Source organism: Rathayibacter sp. VKM Ac-2879 (assembly GCF_015351245.1).
Classification (GTDB): Bacteria; Actinomycetota; Actinomycetes; order Actinomycetales; family Microbacteriaceae; genus Rathayibacter.
In genome coordinates this window covers 85,236-103,780 of sequence record NZ_JADKSO010000002.1, presented here as the reverse complement: position 1 = coordinate 103,780, position 18,545 = coordinate 85,236, and the positions used below count along the sequence as shown (strand labels likewise).

Here is an 18,545-nt window from a genome sequence, read left to right as displayed (position 1 = left end):
CATGAGCACTCACGACGACTCCGCCGACAAGAAGCCCCTCGACCCGCTGGGCGACTTCAGCATCCCGGGAGACACCGACCTGCACGTCGAGGGCGACGCCTCGGGCGCCGACGGACGAACGGTCTCGGAGCCGGAGGACGACCAGGACTGACGCACCCGGCGGACGGCGAGAGGCGCGACGCCGCCTCGCGCGTCACGTGGCTGGAGCGAGCGGAGAGACCGCCGGGCCCTCGAGCACCGTGCCGTCGGCCGCGAACCGGGAGCCGTGGAGCGGGCAGTCCCAGCTGCGCTCGGCGTCGTTCCAGGTGACGATCCCGCCGACGTGCGGGCAGACGGCCGAGACGGCGCAGCGCCTCCCGCCGACGGTCGACACGGCGACCGGCCGCAGGCCGTCTCTCGCGAGCAGACCCCGCCCCTCCTCCGGCGCCGCGTTCGCGGAGCCCGGGGCCCGCAGCGCCGAGAACCAGCCCCGCGCATACCAGCCGCCGACCGCCGCTCCAGCGCCCAGACCCTCCGCGAGCACCCGCGGGAGAGTGGGCCGACGGTGCAGCGTCCGCGCCCACGGCGGAGTCTCGCCCCGCGAGTCCCCGACGAGCGTCAGGGCGGCCTGCACCGCGTTGGTCATGCCCCACTTGTCGTACCCGGTCGCCAAAAAGATCCGTCCGCGACCCCGCGGCAGCCAGCCCACGAAGGGCACCCGGTGGAACGACTCGTAGTCCTGGGCGCTCCAGCGGGCGACGGGCTCGGCTCCCGGGAAGGAACGGCGGGTCCAGGCGATGAGGTCCTCCACTGCCGCGAGCGCATCGGCACGGCGACCCACGGGGTGCCCGTTGCCGCCGACCAGGAGGAGGCGCTCGCCGTCGCGCTCCGCATCGCGGACCGAGCGCGAAGGCTCGTCGACGGAGAGGTACATCCCGCCGGGGATCGACGCGGCTCCACGGAACGCCACGGCGTACGAGCGCAGCGCCGCGAGTTTCGAGAAGTACAGGCCGCGGTCCAGGATCGGGGTGCCCGTGAGGAGGTAGGCGCGCTCGCCCGTGATGCGGCCGGCGCTCGTGCGCAGCTGCACGGGGCTCGTAGCCCGCATCCCGAGCACCCGGACGCCCTGGACCAGGGTGCCGCCCGCCGCACGGAAGTCGGCCGCGAGCGCCGTCAGCACCTCCATCGGGTCGAACTGCGCCTGGTCATCGAGGGCGACGGCGGCCGTGCTCGGGAAGGGGGTGTCCAGCTCGCCGACGAGACGCGTCGCGAGGCCGAGACGCCGTGCCGTCTCGTGCTCGCGGAGCACGGCGTCGACTCCCTGCGGGGTCTGCGCATAGCTGTAGGCGGTGCGGCGCTGCACGGCCACGCCGGCCTCGGCGAGATAGTCCATCAGCCACGTGAAGCCGGCGAGGTTGGCGGCGACATACGCGCGCGTGACCGAGGGGAGGTTGCGCGCCGCGATCCTCGAGAGGTGCGATCCCTGCAGCAGGCTCAGCTTGGCCGTCGTGTTGCCGGTGGCGACGGCACCGACCTCGCGCGCCTCCACCACGACGACTCGGCGACCGCTGCGCTGGAGTAGGAGCGCAGTCACGAGCCCCGAGAGCCCCGCTCCGACGACCACGTCCTCGTAGTGGGCACCTTCCACGAAGGGATCGCCGGGGATCGGTCGCGCGTCGCGCAGCCAGAGGGAGCGTGCCGGGGGCATCTGGACATCGTGGCTGGTGCTCGTGCTCATCGGGACGCTCCGCTCGTCCGCTCCGGCGGCGGCTCCGGATCGACGCTACGCGGACGCCAGCAGGGCGTCAGGGCGTTGACAGAGCGGCCGGCGGAGGATCAGAGCCAGCCCCAGCGTTTGAACAGACGGTGCAGGACGACGCTGGACGCGACCATCGCGGCGAGCGCAGCCGGATAGCCCCACGCGACGTGCAACTCCGGCATCACGTCGAAGTTCATGCCGTAGATGCTCGAGATCATCGTCGGCGCAAAGAAGATGGCCGCCCACGCCGAGATGCGCTTGACCTCGTCGTTCTGCTGGTAGCCCGCCTCCGCGAGCCGCTTCATGTCTTCGTTCTGCCGCTGCGCGACGAGGGTCGCGTTGACGGCGAGGATCTCGCGCAGAGTGGTGCGGAACCCCTCGACGCGCTCGTCGACGACGGCGACGTGGTCGGCGACGTCGCGGATGTAGCGGCGCAGCTCGACATCGGACTGGAAGACCTCGAAATCGGTGACCAGGCGGCCGAGCATGCCGGTCAGAGGGGAGGTCGCCCGTTGGAAGTCGAGGACCTCCTGGCTCAGCTCGTAGATGCGTCGCGACACGGCCGGGTCGCCCTCGAAGACCTGCGCCTCGATCTCGTCGATGTCGTTCTCGAGTCCGGCCACGACGGGCGCGTACTGGTCGACCACCGCGTCGAGGATCGCGTAGAGGACGGCGACCGGCCCCACCCGGAGCAGATCCGGGTCGGCCTCCATGCGGCGACGCACGAGCGAGAGGTCGGGCTTCTCGGAGTGGCGCACCGTGACCACGAAATTGGCGCCCACGAAAAGGTGCAGCTCGCCGAAGTCGACCTCCTCACGCTGGTCCGAGTAGCTCGCGGCTCGCAGCACCACGAACATGTCGGTGCCGTAGCGCTCGAGCTTGGGGCGCTGGTGCGCCGAGATCGCGTCCTCCAGGGCGAGCGGATGCATCGAGAACTCGTCCTCGAGGGCGGCGAGCTCCGCGGCGTTCGGGCGGTAGAGCCCGATCCACGCCATCGCGTCGGGGAGCCGTTCGAGGGCGGCCAGCGCCTCCGGGATGCTGTGGGGCGAGACGACGCGGCGGCCGTCCTGGTAGATGGCGTTGTCGACCGTGCTGGTCCGGGTCGGCTCCTCGTCGGGCGCGAGCCGCGGGACCGGGGCGGTGTCCTCGGCCGCCGCCCGCGTGCGGGAGCCGAGCCCGAGGAGCGTCGCGGGCACTCGGGGTAGCTTCACGGCCGACTCCTCTCGCCTTCGTCGACGCCCCATTGTGCACCTCCGGGTGAACGGCAGGTGACTCGGCGGGCGAGGCGGCGATGTCGGAGGTCCTCACTAGCCTGGTCACGCACCCGGCCCACCCCGATCGAGAGGACGCTCGTGAAGCTGCTGCACACCTCCGACTGGCACATCGGCCGCGCCTTCCACGGCCACTCGACCGTCGCGGCCCTGAGCCAGGTGCTCGAGGCGCTCGTCGAGACCGTGCGCCGCGACGAGGTCGACGCGGTGCTCGTCTCCGGCGACGTGTTCGACTCGGCCGTGCCCGCAGCCGAGCACTACACCCTGCTCACCAGCACGCTCGAGGCCATTCGGGAGGCCGGGGCCGAGGTCGTTCTCACGAGCGGAAACCACGACTCCCCCGCCCGGCTGGGCTTTCAGGCGGGGCTGCTGCGCTCCTCCGGCGTCCACGTGCTCACCGATCCCGACGCCTACGCCGAGCCGGTCGTGCTGCGCGACGGCCACGGAGTCGAGGTCGGGGTCTACGGAATCCCCTACCTCGAGCCGGCGCTCTACCGCCATCGGCACCCGGAAGAAGCTCTGCGCCGCCACGACGAGGTCCTCGCCTTCGCCATGGGGCGCGTGCGCCGCCACGCCGAAGCGGCCGGCAGGCCGTGGGTCGTGCTCGCGCACTGCTTCGCCGTCGGGGCGCCCGCGGCGACGCTCGAGCGCGACATCACGGCCGGCGGTCTCGACTACGTGTCGGTCGAGCACTTCACCGCGGCCGACTACGCAGCGCTCGGCCACCTCCACGGGCGTGCCGAGCTTCGACCGCACGTGCGCTACTCCGGTGCTCCCCTGCACTACTCCTTCGGCGAGGCCGCGAAGCCTCGCGGAGGGTGGCTCGTCTCGATCGGAGCCGAGGGGCTCGACGGCGTCGAGTGGTCTCCGCTCCCCGTGCCTCGGCGTCTCCGCGTGATCGAGGGCGAGCTCGACGAGCTGCTGCACGACCCCTCGCTCGCCGAGAGCGAGGACGACTGGGTGTCGGCCGTGCTGACCGATCCGGTGCGCCCGCTCGACGCGATGGCGCGCCTGCAGACCCGCTTCCCCGGCTGCGCCACGCTCGAGCACCGTCCGCCCCCCGCGGCGGGCGAGCAGCGGGCGTACGCCGAGCGCGTGCGCGGGCGCACCGACATCGAGGTGGTCGACGACTTCCTCACGCACGTCCGCGGCCAGGGAGCCAGCCCGGCCGAGCGCGCGCTGGTGCTCGAGGGGCTCGCGGCGGTCGACGCCGAGGCGATGCGGTGAGGATCCGCCGTCTCGCGTTCGCCGGCCTGGGGCCGTTCCGCACCGAGCAGCTCGTCGACTTCGATCGCCTGGAAGACCTCGGAATCTTTTTGATCGCCGGGCGCACGGGCGCCGGCAAGTCGACGATCCTCGACGCGATCAGCTTCGCCCTCTACGGTTCGGTGCCCCGGTTCGACGGAGCGGCCACACGCTTGCGCAGCGATCACAGCGGCCCCGGCGACGACACCTACGCCGAGCTCGATTTCGAGGCAGCCGGCAGGCTCTTCCGCGTGCGTCGCTCACCCGAGTTCGAACGACCGAAGCGGCGCGGCACCGGCACGACGACCCAAGCGGCGAAGGTCGAACTGCACGAACACGTCGACGGTGCGTGGACGGGTCTCTCGTCGAGCACGAAAGAGGTGGGCGCCGACATCGGCCGCATCGTCGGCCTCACGAAAGACCAGTTCCTCCAGGTGATCCTGCTCGCGCAGAACCGCTTCCACGAGTTCCTCCTGGCGAAGAACGACGACCGCCAGCGTCTGCTGCGCACGCTCTTCGCGACCGAGCGGTACGAGCTGCTGCGCCGACGCCTCCTCGAGCAGCGCGATGCGAGCGCGAGCGGCCTCGAGGAGGATCGCGCGGGAGTCTCGGCGCTGGCCGACGAGGCGGCGAGGCTCGCCGGCGAGGAGGCGGCGGACGCCGACATCCCGCACGACGCCGCGTGGTTCTCGGGCCTTCCCGCCCGGCTCGCCGAGCCCCTCGAGCGGGCGCGCGCCGAGGCGGTCGCCGCCGACTCCGCGAGCCGCGACGCGGCGACCGCCCTCGACGAGGCCCGTCGCGTCAGTCGCGCGCAGGAGCGGCGGCGGCTCGCGCTGATCGAGGTCGAGGGACTCGCCGCCGCCGAGGCGCACGTGATCGAGCTGCGCGGGCGGATCGACGACTCCCGGCGGGCCGACGCCGTCCTGCCGTTGCTGCGGTCGACGCGCGCCAGCGAGGCCGCGGCGCAAGCGGCCGCCTCGCAGCGCGATCTCGCCGCCGACGCCTACCGCACCGCCCTCGGCGAGGCCGGCGAGCGTGTTGACGCCTCCGCCTCCGCCGAGCGGATCGGCGCTCTCCTCGGCGCCCTCGCCGAGGTCCTGGCCGAGGAACGCCGGATCCCCGCGGTCGAGCGCCAGACCGCGCGCGCCGAACACGCCGAGCAGAGCGCCGCCAGGGCGCTCGCGGCGCTCGACGACTCACTACGCGAGCTGCCCGCGCGCCTCGACGCTCTCGAGGCAGAAGAGGCGTCGCTCGCCACCGAGGCGGCTGCCGTCGCGGTCCGCGCCGAGGCGCAGGCGACGCTGGCCACAAGGATCGAGGCGGCTCGCGAGCGAGAGAGCGCCACGACACGTCTCAGCGAGCGGCGGGCCGCCCTCACGGAGGCGGCGCGGGTTCACGTCGCTCGGGCCGCCGAGCAGGCGAGCCTCATCACGCGGCGCTTCGCGGGGTTCTCGGGAGAGCTCGCCGCGCGGCTCTCGCCGGGCGAGCCGTGTCCCGTGTGCGGCTCGTGCGAACACCCGCACCCCGCCGAGCCCGGCGACCTCGCCCCGGTCGGCGCCGGCGACCTCGATCGCGCTCGCGCCTCCCTCGAGAAGGCCGCCGCCGAGATCGAGGCTGCACGCGAGCACGAGCGCACCGCGGCGCTCACCCTCGCCTCCCTCGACGAGCGGGCAGGAGACGAGACCCTCGACGACCTCGTCCTGCTGCACGCCGAGGCCGAGGAGCGGCTCGCCGCCTCCCATGCCGCCCTCGCCCGCACCGAGACGGTGCGCCACGAGCGCGTCTCGGTCCGCGAGCGCATCGAGACGCTCGGCCGAGAGCGAGACGAGGCGCGCACGGAGCACCAGCGGCTCGCGGGCGAGGCGACCCTCGCGGCAGAGGCGCTCCGGCTCCTCCGCGCGCGTGTCGAGGCCTCCCGCGACGGGGCCGAGAGCATCGCGGCGCGCGTCGAGGCCCTCACGGCACAGCGCGAGAGCGCCGAGGCCCTGGTAGAGGCGCACGACACCGCGTCGTCACGCGAAGAGACCGCTCGCGAGGCGCGGGCGCAGCTCGCCACGGTGCTCGCGGAGCACGGCTTCGCCACGGCCGACGAGGCCGAGAGCGCAGCCCTCACCTCCGGCGAGCGGGCGCGGGCCGAGGCTACCGTCGCCGAGCACGACCGCCGCCGTAGCGCCACGGAGGCGACGCTCGCCGATCCGGAGCTCCACGCGATCCCGAGCGGCCCCGTCGACGTGGCGGGCGCCGACGAAGAGGCACGCGCCGCCTCCACCCGCCGCGACGAGGCGCGCGACCGGCTCTCGGTGCTCGAGCACCGGTCCGCACGGCTCGCCGAGCTCGCACGCCGAGCGACGAGGACGCTGAGCGTGCTCGACGAGCGTCTGCGCCGCCACGACGAGCTGCGCGCGCTCGCCGAGACCGTCTCGGGTCGCGGGCAGAACACGCGACGGATGGACCTCGAGGCCTTCGCCCTCGCCGGACGACTCGAAGAGATCGTCGCGGCCGCCAACCTCCGCCTCGACGCGATGACGAGCGGGCGCTACGCCCTCGCGCACAGTGACTCCCTCGCCTATCACGGCGGCGCCTCGGGCCTCGGCATCGACGTCCTCGACGCGTTCACCGGTGTCCGCCGACAACCCGCCTCGCTCTCGGGCGGCGAGACCTTCCTCGTCTCCCTCGCGCTCGCCCTCGGGCTGGCCGACGTCGTGACCGCGCAATCGGGAGGCGTCTCGCTCGAGACGATGTTCATCGACGAAGGATTCGGCTCGCTCGATGCCGAAACCCTCGAGACGGCGCTGGGGACCCTCGACTCGCTGCGCACGGGCGGCCGGACCATCGGCCTGATCAGCCACGTCGATGCGATGCGCGAACGCCTCCCGGTCGGCTTGCGGGTCGTCGTCGAGCCGCGCGGCGACAGCACGATCCTCCCGAGCTGAGGCGGCGAGAGTCGAGTGCGCTCGACCCGCTGCTAGGGTCGACGCCAGTGACACGGGGTGCCCGCCGAGGGCTGAGAAGACACCCGTCGAACCTGATCTAGTTCGTACTAGCGAAGGGATGTCGCGAATGAGCATTCGCACGCCTGTCCACCCGACCCTCCCCGCCGACAGGACGCCCGATGCGGCCTCGGTCGGTCGCGACCTCGACGCGCTGCGCGCCGCGACACCGCTCGTGCAGTGCATCACCAACGCCGTCGTCACCGGATTCACGGCGAACAGCCTCCTCGCGCTCGGCGCCTCACCGGCGATGTGCGATCTGCCGGGCGAGGCCGGCGTGTTCGCGAACGTCGCCTCCGCCACGCTCGTCAACCTCGGCACCCCCGGCGCCGAGCAGCGCGAGGGGGCGAGGGAGGCGGTCGCCGCGGCCTCGCGCGTCGGCACGCCCTGGGTGCTCGATCCCGTCGCCGTCGGTCCTTTGCCCGTGCGCACCGCCCTGGCCGTCGAACTGCTCGAGGCGCGTCCGGCGATCATCCGCGGCAACGCCTCCGAGATCCGGGCGCTGGCCGGTGTCGGCGGGGGCGGGCGCGGCGTCGACTCGGTCGACACCGCGGAGCAGGCGCTCGACGCGGCGCTCGCCCTCGCTCGTCGCTTCGGCGCGGTCGTGGCCGTGTCGGGAGCGGTCGACGTGATCACCGACGGAAAGCAGCTCGTCCGCGTCTCGGGTGGGCACCCGCTGCTCACGCGCGTCACGGGAGGCGGCTGCGCACTCGGCGCCGCGATGGCCGCCTTCGTGGGCTCGGGCGAGCACGACCCGCTCCGGGCCGCGGTCGCCGCCTCCGTCGTCTGGGGGCTCGCCGCCGAACGCGCCGCCGCGCAGGCCTCCGGCCCCGGCTCCTTCGCCGTCGGGCTTCTCGACGCACTCGCCTCCCTCGACGCGGCGGATGTCGCCGCGGGGGCGCGGATCGTGGGCGGGCCGGCCGCATGAGCCTCGACCTCTCCCTCTACCTCGTCACCGACACGGCGCAGTGCGGCGCGCGGGGGGTTCCCGCCGTCGTGGCCGCAGCGGTCGCGGGCGGAGTCTCGACCGTCCAAGTCAGAGACCACGCGGCGTCGGCCGCCGAGCTCGTCGCCCTCACCTGCGCCGTCGCCGCCGTCCTCGACGAGCGGACCACCCTGCTCGTCGACGACCGCGTCGATGTCGTCCTCGCCGCGCGCCTATCGGGAGCACGCGTCGACGGCGCCCACCTCGGCCAGTCCGACCTCCCGGTCCTCGCCGCCCGCGAGATCCTCGGGCGGGATTCGGTCCTGGGGCTCACCGCGAACACGCCCGCCCACCTCGATGCCGTGCACGCCCTGCCTCCCGGCACGGTCGACTACCTGGGCATCGGAGTGATCCGGCCCACCGCCACCAAGGCCGATCATCCCGCCCCCGTGGGCCACGACGGCTTCGCTGCCCTCGCCGCCGCGACCACCCTCCCGTGCGTGGCCATCGGCGGCATCGGCGTGGCCGACGCGGCACGGCTGCGCGCTGCGGGAGCCGCCGGGCTCGCCGTGGTCTCGGCCCTGTGCACGGCGGAGGATCCGGCCGCGATCGCCCGCCGCTTCCGGACGGAGTGGGACCGATGACCCTCCTCCCCGCCGCGCCCCGGACGCCCCGCATCCTCAGCATCGCCGGCACGGACCCCACCGGGGGTGCCGGCATCCAGGCCGACCTCAAGTCGATCGGAGCCCTCGGCGGCTACGGGATGGCCGTCGTCACTGCCCTCGTCGCCCAGAACACGCACGGGGTCCGCTCGGTGCACCTGCCGCCGGCCTCTTTCCTCCGCGAGCAGCTCGACGCCGTGAGCGACGACGTCGAGATCGACGCGGTGAAGATCGGGATGATCGCCACCGCCGACTACGCCGCCGTCGTCGCCGAGTGGCTCGACCGGGTGCGGCCGCCGGTCGTCGTCCTCGATCCCGTGATGGTGTCGACCAGCGGGCACCGGCTGCTCGATCCCGACGCCGAGGCGGCGGTGCGTGCCCTCGTGCGCCGCGCCCACCTGGTGACTCCGAACCTCGCGGAGCTGGGCGTGCTCGCGGGGGCGTCGACCGCCTCAGACTGGGGCACCGCGCTCGAGCAGGCGAGCGGTCTCGCGCGTGCGCTCGGCACCGCGGTCCTCGTGAAGGGCGGTCACCTCGAGGGTGGGGTGGCGCCCGACGCGGTCGTCTCGCCCGACGGCGACGTGTTCGAGGCGCTCGGCGAGCGCGTCGCCACGACGAGCACGCACGGGACGGGGTGCTCGCTGTCGTCGGCGATGGCGACGCTGCTGGCGGGTCGTGGCTCCGCCTCCGCCGCCCTCGCCGAGGCTCTCGTCGAGGCAAAGGAGTGGCTCACCGGCGCCCTCCGCGCGGCCGACACGCTCGAGGTCGGCAGCGGCAACGGCCCGATCGACCACTTCCATCGCCTCCGTCCGCCCGCGTTCTGCGCGGCGGTGTGGGAGGAGACACGCGAGCTGCGCCGAGAGATCGACGAGTTGCCCTTCGTGCGGGCGCTCGGCGACGGGTCGCTCGACCGCGAGGACTTCGAGTGGTATCTGGAGCAGGATGCGCTCTACCTCATCGAGTACGCCCGGGTTCTGGCGGTCGCGGCGCAGCGCGCGCCCACGACGCAGGAGCAGGTCCTGTGGGCCGAGAGCTCGGCGTCCGCGCTTGCCGCGGAGGCGCAGCTGCACCGAGACCGCCTCGGCACGCGGACGGCGCCCCCCTCCTCCACGACGCGCGCCTACCTCGACCACCTCCTCGCCTCTTGCGCGAGGGGCGGCTATGGCGAGATCGTCGCGGCTCTGCTGCCCTGCTTCTGGCTCTACGCCGATGTCGGGGTGCGCCTGAGCGCCGCGAACCGGCCAGGTCACCCCTACGAGGACTGGCTGCGCACCTACGCCGACCCCGCGTTCGTCACGGCGACCGACCGAGCCATCGCCGTCGCGGAGGAGGCGGCGCGCAGGGCGACACCCATCGAGCGTGCCGCGATGCGCGACGCCTTCCTGCGCTCGAGCGCGTTCGAACGCGACTTCTTCGCGGCACCTCTCGAGCGCATCCGCGGAGGGGAGTGAGAGGAAGGCGCCGGCGCCCCTTCGCCCTACACTGATCGGGACCATGCGCCGCTACACCCTCACCCCGCGCCCCGACTGGCGAGCCCGCTGCGACGAGGTGGGCTTCAGCTTCTACGACCTGCCGTCCGAGGGCGGACGGCCGTACTGGAACGAGTCGGCGGCGTACGGCTTCACGGCCGCCGAGATCGAGACGATCGAGGGCGCGACGCAGGAGCTCTTCGACCGCTGCATGGACGCGTGCGAGCATGTCGTGCGGACCGGGCGCTTCGCGGAGTTCGGTATCCCGGCGCGCTTCCACGAGCTCGTCCGCACCTCGTGGGACGAGGACGACCCGACCGTCTACGGCCGCTTCGATCTCGCCTATGACAACGAGCACACGGTAAAGCTTCTCGAGTTCAATGCCGACACGCCGACCTCGCTCGTCGAGACGGCTGCCGCGCAGTGGCAGTGGCTGGTCGAGACGCAGGGGCCTGACGCCGATCAGTTCAACAGCCTGCACGAGCAGCTCGTCGAGCAGTGGCGGCACCTCCGGGTCGACCGCTGGCAGCTCGACGAGGGCGCCCGCCTGCATCTCGCCTCGCTGCACGACTCCGGCGACGGCGAGCTGATCGTCGAGGACGCCGATACCGTCGCCTACATGGCCGAGACCGCCGCCCAGGCGGGCTTCGACCCGAAGCTCGTCTTCATCGAGGACATCCGCTACGAGCTCGACGGCGCGGGCTTCCTCGACGCCGACGGCGAGCCCCTCCGACACGTCTTCAAGCTGTACCCGTGGGAGTGGATGCTCGGCGAGCAGTTCGGCGGGCTCCTGCTCGACCGGCGAGAGCGCACGCGCTGGGTGGAGCCGGCGTGGAAGCTGCTGCTGAGCAACAAGCAGCTGCTCGTGGTGCTCTGGGAGCTGTTCCCCGGCCACCCGCACCTGCTTCCCGCGTCGGCCGAGTCGCTCGCCGGCATCGCGCAGGTGCGCAAGCCGCGCCTCGGGCGGGAGGGGGCGAACGTCACGATCCTCGACGCCGACGGCTCCGTCATCGCGGAGGCGGGCGGGGGCTATGGCGAGGAGGGCTTCGTCTACCAGGCGCGCGCCGAGCTCGCCCGCCTCGACGGCAAGACCGTCGTCCTCGGCAGCTGGATCGTCGGCGAGACGCCGGCGGGTATCGACGTGCGCGAGACCAGCGGTCCGATCACGGGCGACCTCGCCGAGTTCGTCCCACACTTCATCGAGGGCGGTCGGATCGATCGCGACGCAGCGGTGCCGGTCTTAGGCCGCGCGGAGCCTGCTCGCCCGCAGGATGCGCGACCGGACCGTCCCCAGGACGAGGAGACCCGATGACCGAGCCCGAGCGCTCCCCCGCCGCGCACCCGGTCCAGGACGCGACCGGCGCCACCCGCGCGCGCCCGCGCCGCTCCGGCTCGGTGGGCATCAGCGGCATCGCGTCGAGGCGACGCGGCCTGATCGTCGGAGGCGCCGTCGTGATCGGAGCGATCGGGATCGCCGCGGCGCTCGCCTCCGCGAACCAGTCGCCCGACGGCGTCGTCGCGACCGGCGCCGACGGCCAGGACTATGTCATCCCCGAGAACGCCGAGCGCCCGATCTATCACTCCCGCGAGGAATGCCTCGCCGACATCCGGGAGCAGATCGCGACGCTCCAGGCTCAGGGCGAGCCGGTCGGCGACGACCCGGAGCAGCTGTGCGAGTCGAGTGACGACTACCACGGCTACTACGGCGGCGGCTACTGGCTCGGCCCGATCATCTACCCCTCCTCACGGTGGAGCTCGGCGCGCCCGTCGAGCTGGGCTCCCGTATCGACCGGAGGCTTCGCGGCCCACGGAGCGACGCAGCCGGACGTCGTGCAGAGGGCGCCCGCAGGCGCGAAGGTCGGCTCGAAGGCGACCCTCTCCGGAGGCTTCGGCGGCACCGGGAAGTCGGGTTTCGGTTCGCACGTGGGCGGCTGAGCGAAGCCCCTCCACAGGCGGCCTCAGCCGATCGCCTCCCGGAGCACATGCATGAGCGCATCGAGCTGCACCACTCACGCGGCTCGCCGGTCCAGCGTCGAGACATCGCACTCATCGGTGAGACTCGACTGTGGGACGGATCAGCGCGACGGAGAGCGTCAGCCTCGACGGAGTCATGCAGGGGCCCGGGCGCCGGGACGAGGACACTCGTGGGGGCTTCGCCCACGGAGGGTGGGGGAACGGCTACCAGGACGAGGTGTCGATGGCGTTCATGGCCGAGGGGATGACGGGCGAGGGAGCGATGCTCTTCGGACGCCGCACCTACGAGGACCTCCTCGGCTACCGGACCACGACCGCGGAACCGAACCCGTTCACCGACCTGCTCACCCAGGCGCCGAAGTATGTGGTGTCCCGCTCTGCCGTGACGAAGCTGGGCTATCCGAACTCGACGCTGCTCGCGGGCGATGCGGTGCAGAAGGTCGCTGCGCTGCGCGACTTCTTCGACGGAGACCACCGTCCTCGGGAGCGGCGAGCTCGTCCGCGCGCTCCACCGCGCGGGTCTCGTCGACGAGTACGTCCTGCAGATCCACCCGATCGCGCTCGGCTCGGGGCAACGCCTCTTCGGGGACTCCGACCGGGCGTCTCTGACCCTGCAGCGCAGTGTCGCCACCACGACCGGGGTGCTGATCGCCCAGTACGTGGTCGAGCGCTGTCCCTCGCGGCGGCTGCGCGCGAGGCGCGGTCGCCGGCTGCAACGAGGCGATCAGTTCGGCGTGCGGGCACCAAACTGTGAGGATGCTAGCCGCGCACGGACGGCCTGTAGGTCAGGGCGACGGTCTTCCCGTCGAGTGTGCGGGTGTCGAGCAGCTCGAGGTCGTAGTCGGCCAGTCCTGCGTAGATCGGGCTGACTCCGGTGCTGCCGGTGATGACGGGGAAGACGGTCACTTCGATGCGGTCCACGAGTCCTGCGGCGAGCAGCGACCAATTCAGAGACAGGCTGGCCTGAGAGCGCAGCGGCAGCTCCGACGTCTCCTTGAGCCGTCCGATGATGTCCACTGCGTCGCCCGACTCGATCGTCGCGTCGGGCCAGCCCAGCGTGTCGTGCAGCGTCGAGGAGACGACGGTGGCGGGCATCGCGTGCAACCGGCGGTTCCACTCGTCGAGGGCGTTCGGGTCGACGCCGGCGGCGAAGATCCCGGCGACCTCGCGGAAGGTCGTCGCCCCGTAGACCATGCGCAGCGGCTCGACGAAGAGCCCTGCCCGCCAGTCGAGGAGCTCGGGGCCCTGCTTCGACCAGTAGCCGCCCCAGTCGGCGCCGTCCGGGCCCGTGTCGTAGGACCCGTAGCCGTCGAGGGTGGAGAAGACGTCCCAGGTGTACGTGGCGGTCATCTGCTGCTCGCGTCGTAGCGGAGCCGGACGAGCTCGGATCCAGGGAGCACGACCGCGTCGACGAGCGTGAGGCCGGGATGCGGTGCTCCGGAGTAGAGGGAGGAACCGCCGCCGGCGAGTCCGGCTCCGACGAGGACGATCAGCTCGTCGACGAGGCCCTCCTCGAGCAGCGGGTTCCAGGTCGTCCCGCTGCCGAACATCAGGAGGTCGCGGTCACCGGCCGCCTTGAGTGCACCGATCTCAGCCGCCGCGTCATCGCGTGGAACGATCCGTGTGGTGGCGGCCCAGGGAGCGTCGGGATCGAGGGTGAGGGAGTCGCTGATGACGAGGGAGTCGAGCGTGGTGACGAGGCGGGCGATCTCGTGGTCGCGGTCGCCAGCGGAGTCGTCGGCAGCGACGGCACTCCAGCTGTCCCAGTTGCCGCGGAACCAGCGGCTCCCGTAGACGAGAGTGCCCGCCCGCCTCAGCAGTTCGAGGTTGTGGTCGTTGAACGTGTCCTCGAACGGGAGGGTCGAGAGGTCGTGCTCGGGGCCCTCGTAGTAGCCGTCGAGGGAGGTGAGGACGGAGACGACGAGTCTGCTCATGCCCCGACGCTAGCGAGTCCGCCCCGCCCGGTTCCAGTGCCCGCGTCAGCCTTCGTGCTCACGCGTGGAGCGCACCTGGATGCGCGGTTCGCCGATCCTGGTGAAGGCGACGGTCATCCACTCGCCCCAGCTGCCGTCGTCGCGGCGTATCTCCCATCGCGCCGTCATCGCGCCGGGAGCGTCGAAGGTCAGGGTCGCTCGTGCGCTCTCGTTCCCGCTGCGGTACGTCCCGTCCGCGTCGAACCGGCCCAGCGCGTGCTCGATGCTCCCGTCGGCGTCGAACGAGGTCTGGTCGAAGGTGCGCGGCGCTCCGGGGCGCGGGGTGAATATCTCGAGCGCTTCCCTGCGGGCGCCGAAGATCTCGACGTCGACGCGGTGTACCAGGTGCCGCTCGCCCGGGAACCACTCGTAGACGTCCCAGCCGTGCCACCGCTCGCCGTCGTGCTCGCCGCCGTCGACGATCCGGCCCTCGGATCGCCACGTGCCGGTGAATCGGTCCAGAAGATCGTGGAGTTCGTTCATCGACTCAGGATGCCGAGCACTCCCGTGGTGAGCAACGCCCATGTTGGTCTCCTCGATGTCCCTCGGAGAAGTGGCGGTCGATCCGGAGTCCGTCGTAGCGTCGGTCCATGGGGATCGACGGTGGTGCAGTGGTGAGAAACGCGGTCGCGAGCGACGCGCCGCGGTTGGGCGAGGTCTTCGACGCGGCGGTGCTCGACGGGTGGACGCATCTCGAGCGCATCGAGGAGATCGTGCCGATGTTCCCGCCGGAGTTCTGGGTCGAGGCCGTGGCCGAGACGGGACCCTCGGACGTCCTGCTCGTGGCCGAGCTCGACGGCCGCGTCGTCGGATACTCCGGGACCCACGGCGACGACGGCGAGCTGTACGTCCTGTTCGTTCATCCCGCTGCCGGCAGGCGCGGGATCGGGCGGCGCCTGCTCGAAGCGGCGGAGGCGGACCTGCGCGCTCGCGGCCGGCACGGGGTGTTCCTGTGGACTCACGACGCCGACACCCGCGCTCAGCACGTCTACGCCTCCGCCGGATACACGCCGACCGGCGAGCGGCGCAATGGCGAGATCCGCGGCCGTCACTACGCCGAGGTGGAGCTGCGCAAGACGCTGTCGGCATCCGGTGCAGAGTCTTGACGCCGATTCCTGGATCGCGGACGCCACGAGTGCCTACGATGCGGGCATGAGCATCGCGAAGCCTCCCGTCGTCTCCGCGTCCGAGTGGGACGCCTCCCTCGCCACCCTCCGCGAGCAGGAGGAGCGTCTGGCCGCCGTGCTTGAGGAGACCTCCGCGGCGCGCAAGCGGATGCCGATGGTCCTCGTCGAGGACGAGTACCTGTTCGAGGGCCTGGAGGGCGTCGTGCGGCTGGTCGACCTTTTCGAGGGTCGCAGCCAGCTGATCCTCTACCGCTTCTTCTTCGAGGAGGGCGTCGCAGGCTGGCCGGACGCCGGGTGCGCGGGCTGCTCGTCGTGGGCCGACGGCGTCGGCGACCTCGGACTCGTCCACGCGCACGACGTCACCTTCGCCATGGCGTCGCCCGCCGCGCAGCCGCAGCTCGCGGCGTACAAGGCGCGGATGGGCTGGGACGACGTGCCCTGGTACACGATCAGGACGCCCTCCTTCACCAGTGACTTCGGGGCGACGGAGTGGTTCGCCCTCAACGTCTTCCTCCGCGACGGCGACAAGGTGTACCGCACGTACTTCCTCCAGAACGGGACCGTCGTCGGCGGTGTCGGCAGCGTCAACAGCCTCCTCTCACTCACCCCCTACGGCAGCCAGATGGAGGGCGCGGACGTCCCCGAGGACTGGCCGCAGGCGCCGCACGCGTTCTGGATGCGCCGTCACGACGAGTACACGGAACCCGCCCCCTCCGCCACGACCACTCCCTCTGAGAGCTGAGCCCGGCGGGTAAGCCAGGCGGGAATCGACGGGATCGCGCGGAGGAGATCGGGCCGCGTCAGGGTTCGAGGGAGGCCAGACCCCGGCCGGTGCTCGGATCCCAGGGGATGGATTCGTGATCGTGGACGATCCTCCACCTGCCGTCGATCTTCTTCCAGACCAGCGTGGCGCGCACCCACATCGAGACCTCGTCGCCCGAGTGCAGGGTCCCGGTGACGTGGTAGAGGAACGCCGTCGAACCGACGCTCCCGTCCACGTCGATCCGCAGATCGTGCACCTCGTAGCCGGGTCCGCGGGAGTAGCCGTCGAACCAGGCCCGCGTCTGCTCCGCCACCAGGTCCGATCCACGGAGTCGCAGGGGAGGCAGCACGTTGAAGGCGAGGACCTCGGGATCCTGCACGTCGGCGAGGTACCGCGCATCGCGCGCCGCGATCGCCTGCACACGCTCGTCGATGAGAGCCCGGAGTTCCGCTGCCGCAGTGTCCTCAGTCACGTCTCCAGGGTGGCACCGGACGAGGCGCGCGCCAAGAGGTGATCGACAGCGCTCCTCGGTCGCCACCACTCGTGCTCGCGCAGCTGCGTCGTCCGAGCAGAGGCCCGAGCCGACGGACGTCCTTCCCCTGCTGCGCGAGTTCTACTCAGCGCTCTTCGGCTGGTCCTCGGAGCCGGGTGCCCCGGTCGCTCCGGCCGTGTCACAGCCCGATGCCTACGCCTTCAACCGCCCGCTTCGGCCGCCGGCCCTGTGCCCATCGGTCTCGGCGGCGGAGAGGGATTCGTCTCCGCAGTGGTGTTCTACGTCGGCGTGGAGGACGTCGCGGAACGCCTGGCCCGCACGGTCGAGCTCGGCGCGACGATCGTGGTCCAGCCGTCCGTTCGTCCCGATGGGACGGTGGTCATCGCGCAGTTCGCGGATCCGCAGGGCAATGTCGTCGGTCTCGCGGGCCACGCCTGACCGTCGTCCTCTCGCCTACGGAGCAGTCAAGCAGTCGCAGCAGCACATGAAGGACTTCAAGGCCTTCGCCGAGCGGTGCGAAGACTTTCGCAACGATCAGTAGAACATGCGCGCCGCGACGGCAGTGGCGGATTCGCTGGTAAGTCACCTCACCTGAGGTTCGCCGCCGGATCCGCGGGCGGCGTGGTAGCCAGAGGAGGCTCAGCTGTGCGTCGTGTTCTCTCGGATCTCCTCGAGGCTGATCTCAGGCGCTCCGCCGGCGGCGGCCTCCGGGTCCATCCAGACGTAGTCCCAGTGGTGGCCGTCCGGGTCGTCGAAGCTCTTCGAGTACATGAAGCCGTGGTCCTGGGTACCGGCGTCCGTCGCGCCCGCGGCGACGGCCTTCCCGTGAACGGTGTCGACCTCCGCCTTGCTCTCGGCGCTGAGGGCGAGCTGCACCTCGGTCGAGGTGGTGGCGTCGATGATCGGCTTGCTGGTGAACTCGGCGAAGAACTCCCGTGTGAGCAGCATCGCGGTGATCGTGTCGCTGATCACGACGCTGACGGCGTTGTCGTCGCTGAAGCCCTCGTTGATGGAGTAGCCGAGCGATTCGTAGAACGCCCGGGATCTTGCTAGATCGCTGACGGCCAGGTTGACGAAGATCGTGGTGGGCATCGGTACACCGTTTCTTCCGGGTCCCGGTGGCCCGCTGCCGCCGGTCGTCCCAGCATGATGACGAGCGATCGGCGATGGTGTCAAGCGACGTAGACGGTCTCCATGGCGGGCGGAGGAACGCGGCCTCTCATGCCGAGGTCGCCTTCGGTAGGGCAGACCGTCGCCTCCGCGCCAATGTGGTCCGTGTCGATGCAGATCGACGGAACGGACCAGATGTAGGCGCGCGAGGCAGGGCTTCTTCGGGTGAAGCCCTGCCCCGACTAGGACTCAGTAAAGCGCCATCTGAGGCAGCGGACGCGTGCGGAAGGACGTCCACGACCAACGCCTGCGCTCAACTTGCCGATCGCAAACTAGTGCGCAGCATCGTCGCCACTCACAAAACAACTGTTTTTCAAGACCCCGAATACAGCGATCTCGGGCCGATGAGGAGTTTCGTCGGCCACGGTCAAGAGGGATGGGTGGCGATGGGTCAGCCGTCGACGGCCACCATCACGTCGGAGGCCTTGACCACTGCCCAGGCCTGACCGCCGACGGCCAGTCCGAGTTCATCGACGGCTTCGTTGGTGATGGATGCGGTGACGGTGGATCCGCCGACGTCGATGCGGACGTGGGCAGTCGTGGCGCCCTTGGTGATGTCGAGGATGGTGCCCTTGAGGCGGTTGCGTGCGCTGATTCTCATGGGCTGAGTCTCCTCCGGAGGCCTGAACGTCTTGCACTTCTGTGAGTTGCAAGCTCGCCGTCCCGCGTGGAGGAAGCGTGCTGCTGTTCCTCTCTCGCGGAATCGAACACTCCTGCGCGCCGCTTTCGCTAATCTAGACTCACT

20 protein-coding genes and 1 riboswitch are annotated in these 18,545 nt (G+C 71.6%); of the genes, 12 read left to right on the top strand and 8 right to left on the bottom strand.

The genetic code is table 11. The annotated features are described in order from the left end of the window. Position 1: 1 nt before the first annotated feature. Positions 2-151, top strand: coding sequence for a hypothetical protein (locus ITJ45_RS05470; protein WP_194608793.1), 150 nt, complete (start codon positions 2-4; stop codon positions 149-151). Positions 152-193: 42 nt separating this feature from the next. Here ITJ45_RS05470 and ITJ45_RS05465 read toward each other — a convergent pair whose 3' ends face one another. Together ITJ45_RS05465 and ITJ45_RS05460 are read right to left on the bottom strand one after the other, a co-directional pair. Next, positions 194-1,717 (bottom strand): FAD-dependent oxidoreductase, encoded by a 1,524-nt coding sequence (locus ITJ45_RS05465; protein WP_228493628.1) that lies wholly within the window; start codon positions 1,715-1,717, stop codon positions 194-196. Positions 1,718-1,815: 98 nt separating this feature from the next. Next, positions 1,816-2,949 carry a magnesium and cobalt transport protein CorA gene (locus ITJ45_RS05460; protein WP_416365271.1) on the bottom strand — a complete coding sequence of 378 codons (1,134 nt, stop codon included), beginning with the start codon at positions 2,947-2,949 and terminating at the stop codon, positions 1,816-1,818. A gap of 141 nt (positions 2,950-3,090) precedes the next feature. Here ITJ45_RS05460 and ITJ45_RS05455 point away from each other — a divergent pair, with 141 nt between their 5' ends. From ITJ45_RS05455 to ITJ45_RS14010, 8 genes are all read left to right on the top strand, one after another. After that, positions 3,091-4,236: an exonuclease SbcCD subunit D gene (locus tag ITJ45_RS05455; RefSeq protein WP_194608797.1), complete on the top strand. Its 1,146-nt coding sequence runs from the start codon at positions 3,091-3,093 to the stop codon at positions 4,234-4,236. Continuing rightward, complete coding sequence (locus ITJ45_RS14310; protein ID WP_194608799.1) at positions 4,233-7,187, top strand: AAA family ATPase; 2,955 nt, start codon at positions 4,233-4,235, stop codon at positions 7,185-7,187. Before ITJ45_RS05455 ends, ITJ45_RS14310 begins: the two co-directional genes overlap by 4 nt. A gap of 43 nt (positions 7,188-7,230) precedes the next feature. Further along, positions 7,231-7,323, top strand: a riboswitch (TPP riboswitch). Next, positions 7,315-8,172, top strand: a complete 858-nt coding sequence (gene thiM, locus ITJ45_RS05445; protein ID WP_194608801.1) for a hydroxyethylthiazole kinase — start codon at positions 7,315-7,317, stop codon at positions 8,170-8,172. Its footprint overlaps the riboswitch before it by 9 nt. After that, positions 8,169-8,813, top strand: a complete 645-nt coding sequence (thiE, locus tag ITJ45_RS05440; protein ID WP_194608803.1) for a thiamine phosphate synthase — start codon at positions 8,169-8,171, stop codon at positions 8,811-8,813. Before thiM ends, thiE begins: the two co-directional genes overlap by 4 nt. Then, positions 8,810-10,282 carry a bifunctional hydroxymethylpyrimidine kinase/phosphomethylpyrimidine kinase gene (gene thiD / locus ITJ45_RS05435; RefSeq protein ID WP_194608804.1) on the top strand — a complete coding sequence of 491 codons (1,473 nt, stop codon included), beginning with the start codon at positions 8,810-8,812 and terminating at the stop codon, positions 10,280-10,282. The genes thiE and thiD overlap by 4 nt, the downstream gene beginning before the upstream one ends. Positions 10,283-10,325: 43 nt before the next feature. Continuing rightward, positions 10,326-11,612 carry a glutathionylspermidine synthase family protein gene (locus ITJ45_RS05430; RefSeq protein WP_194608806.1) on the top strand — a complete coding sequence of 429 codons (1,287 nt, stop codon included), beginning with the start codon at positions 10,326-10,328 and terminating at the stop codon, positions 11,610-11,612. Continuing rightward, a complete protein-coding gene (locus ITJ45_RS05425; protein ID WP_194608808.1) occupies positions 11,609-12,235 on the top strand; it encodes a hypothetical protein in 627 nt (208 codons plus the stop codon). Before ITJ45_RS05430 ends, ITJ45_RS05425 begins: the two co-directional genes overlap by 4 nt. Positions 12,236-12,699: 464 nt before the next feature. Next, entirely contained in the window at positions 12,700-13,143 is a 444-nt protein-coding gene (locus ITJ45_RS14010; protein WP_228493629.1) for a dihydrofolate reductase family protein, read from the top strand. Here the strand turns inward: ITJ45_RS14010 and ITJ45_RS05415 are convergent. From ITJ45_RS05415 to ITJ45_RS05405, 3 genes are read right to left on the bottom strand one after another with little or no spacing between them, the layout of a single operon-like run. Then, a complete protein-coding gene (locus ITJ45_RS05415) occupies positions 13,034-13,624 on the bottom strand; it encodes a dihydrofolate reductase family protein (protein ID WP_194608810.1) in 591 nt (196 codons plus the stop codon). The genes ITJ45_RS14010 and ITJ45_RS05415 overlap by 110 nt on opposite strands. After that, positions 13,621-14,208, bottom strand: coding sequence for a dihydrofolate reductase family protein (locus tag ITJ45_RS05410; protein ID WP_194608812.1), 588 nt, complete (start codon positions 14,206-14,208; stop codon positions 13,621-13,623). The genes ITJ45_RS05415 and ITJ45_RS05410 overlap by 4 nt, the downstream gene beginning before the upstream one ends. Before the next feature lie 45 nt (positions 14,209-14,253). Next, entirely contained in the window at positions 14,254-14,730 is a 477-nt protein-coding gene (locus ITJ45_RS05405; RefSeq protein WP_194608814.1) for a hypothetical protein, read from the bottom strand. A 107-nt stretch (positions 14,731-14,837) separates the two neighbouring features. On the opposite strand from ITJ45_RS05405, the gene ITJ45_RS05400 reads away from it, so the two are divergent. Together ITJ45_RS05400 and ITJ45_RS05395 are read left to right on the top strand one after the other, a co-directional pair. After that, a complete protein-coding gene (locus ITJ45_RS05400) occupies positions 14,838-15,353 on the top strand; it encodes a GNAT family N-acetyltransferase (protein ID WP_194608816.1) in 516 nt (171 codons plus the stop codon). Between the two features lie 46 nt (positions 15,354-15,399). Further along, positions 15,400-16,116, top strand: coding sequence for a DUF899 family protein (locus tag ITJ45_RS05395; protein WP_194608817.1), 717 nt, complete (start codon positions 15,400-15,402; stop codon positions 16,114-16,116). Between the two features lie 58 nt (positions 16,117-16,174). Here the strand turns inward: ITJ45_RS05395 and ITJ45_RS05390 are convergent, their stop codons facing one another. Further along, complete coding sequence (locus ITJ45_RS05390; RefSeq protein WP_194608827.1) at positions 16,175-16,609, bottom strand: YybH family protein; 435 nt, start codon at positions 16,607-16,609, stop codon at positions 16,175-16,177. A 249-nt stretch (positions 16,610-16,858) separates the two neighbouring features. Here ITJ45_RS05390 and ITJ45_RS05385 point away from each other — a divergent pair, with 249 nt between their 5' ends. Beyond that, positions 16,859-17,068, top strand: coding sequence for a VOC family protein (locus tag ITJ45_RS05385; RefSeq protein WP_194608829.1), 210 nt, complete (start codon positions 16,859-16,861; stop codon positions 17,066-17,068). 201 nt (positions 17,069-17,269) lie between these two features. Here the strand turns inward: ITJ45_RS05385 and ITJ45_RS05380 are convergent, their stop codons facing one another. Together ITJ45_RS05380 and ITJ45_RS05375 are read right to left on the bottom strand one after the other, a co-directional pair. Further along, complete coding sequence (locus ITJ45_RS05380; protein ID WP_194608831.1) at positions 17,270-17,722, bottom strand: VOC family protein; 453 nt, start codon at positions 17,720-17,722, stop codon at positions 17,270-17,272. A gap of 469 nt (positions 17,723-18,191) precedes the next feature. Continuing rightward, positions 18,192-18,401: a TOBE domain-containing protein gene (locus ITJ45_RS05375; protein ID WP_194608833.1), complete on the bottom strand. Its 210-nt coding sequence runs from the start codon at positions 18,399-18,401 to the stop codon at positions 18,192-18,194. Positions 18,402-18,545 lie beyond the last annotated feature (144 nt).

Excerpts from the sequence above, each read along its gene's own strand:
- ITJ45_RS14010 (WP_228493629.1), top strand. The coding sequence starts at position 12,700 with ATGCGGTGCAGAAGGTCGCTGCGCTGCGCGACTTCTTCGACGGAGACC.
- ITJ45_RS05405 (WP_194608814.1), bottom strand. The coding sequence starts at position 14,730 with ATGAACGAACTCCACGATCTTCTGGACCGATTCACCGGCACGTGGCGA.
- ITJ45_RS05425 (WP_194608808.1), top strand. The coding sequence starts at position 11,609 with ATGACCGAGCCCGAGCGCTCCCCCGCCGCGCACCCGGTCCAGGACGCG.
- thiM (WP_194608801.1), top strand. The coding sequence starts at position 7,315 with ATGAGCATTCGCACGCCTGTCCACCCGACCCTCCCCGCCGACAGGACG.
- thiD (WP_194608804.1), top strand. The coding sequence starts at position 8,810 with ATGACCCTCCTCCCCGCCGCGCCCCGGACGCCCCGCATCCTCAGCATC.
- ITJ45_RS05380 (WP_194608831.1), bottom strand. The coding sequence starts at position 17,722 with ATGCCCACCACGATCTTCGTCAACCTGGCCGTCAGCGATCTAGCAAGA.
- ITJ45_RS05395 (WP_194608817.1), top strand. The coding sequence starts at position 15,400 with ATGAGCATCGCGAAGCCTCCCGTCGTCTCCGCGTCCGAGTGGGACGCC.
- ITJ45_RS05410 (WP_194608812.1), bottom strand. The coding sequence starts at position 14,208 with ATGAGCAGACTCGTCGTCTCCGTCCTCACCTCCCTCGACGGCTACTAC.
- ITJ45_RS05400 (WP_194608816.1), top strand. The coding sequence starts at position 14,838 with ATGGGGATCGACGGTGGTGCAGTGGTGAGAAACGCGGTCGCGAGCGAC.
- ITJ45_RS05430 (WP_194608806.1), top strand. The coding sequence starts at position 10,326 with ATGCGCCGCTACACCCTCACCCCGCGCCCCGACTGGCGAGCCCGCTGC.
- ITJ45_RS05415 (WP_194608810.1), bottom strand. The coding sequence starts at position 13,624 with ATGACCGCCACGTACACCTGGGACGTCTTCTCCACCCTCGACGGCTAC.
- ITJ45_RS05470 (WP_194608793.1), top strand. The coding sequence starts at position 2 with ATGAGCACTCACGACGACTCCGCCGACAAGAAGCCCCTCGACCCGCTG.
- ITJ45_RS05375 (WP_194608833.1), bottom strand. The coding sequence starts at position 18,401 with ATGAGAATCAGCGCACGCAACCGCCTCAAGGGCACCATCCTCGACATC.
- ITJ45_RS05465 (WP_228493628.1), bottom strand. The coding sequence starts at position 1,717 with ATGAGCACGAGCACCAGCCACGATGTCCAGATGCCCCCGGCACGCTCC.
- thiE (WP_194608803.1), top strand. The coding sequence starts at position 8,169 with ATGAGCCTCGACCTCTCCCTCTACCTCGTCACCGACACGGCGCAGTGC.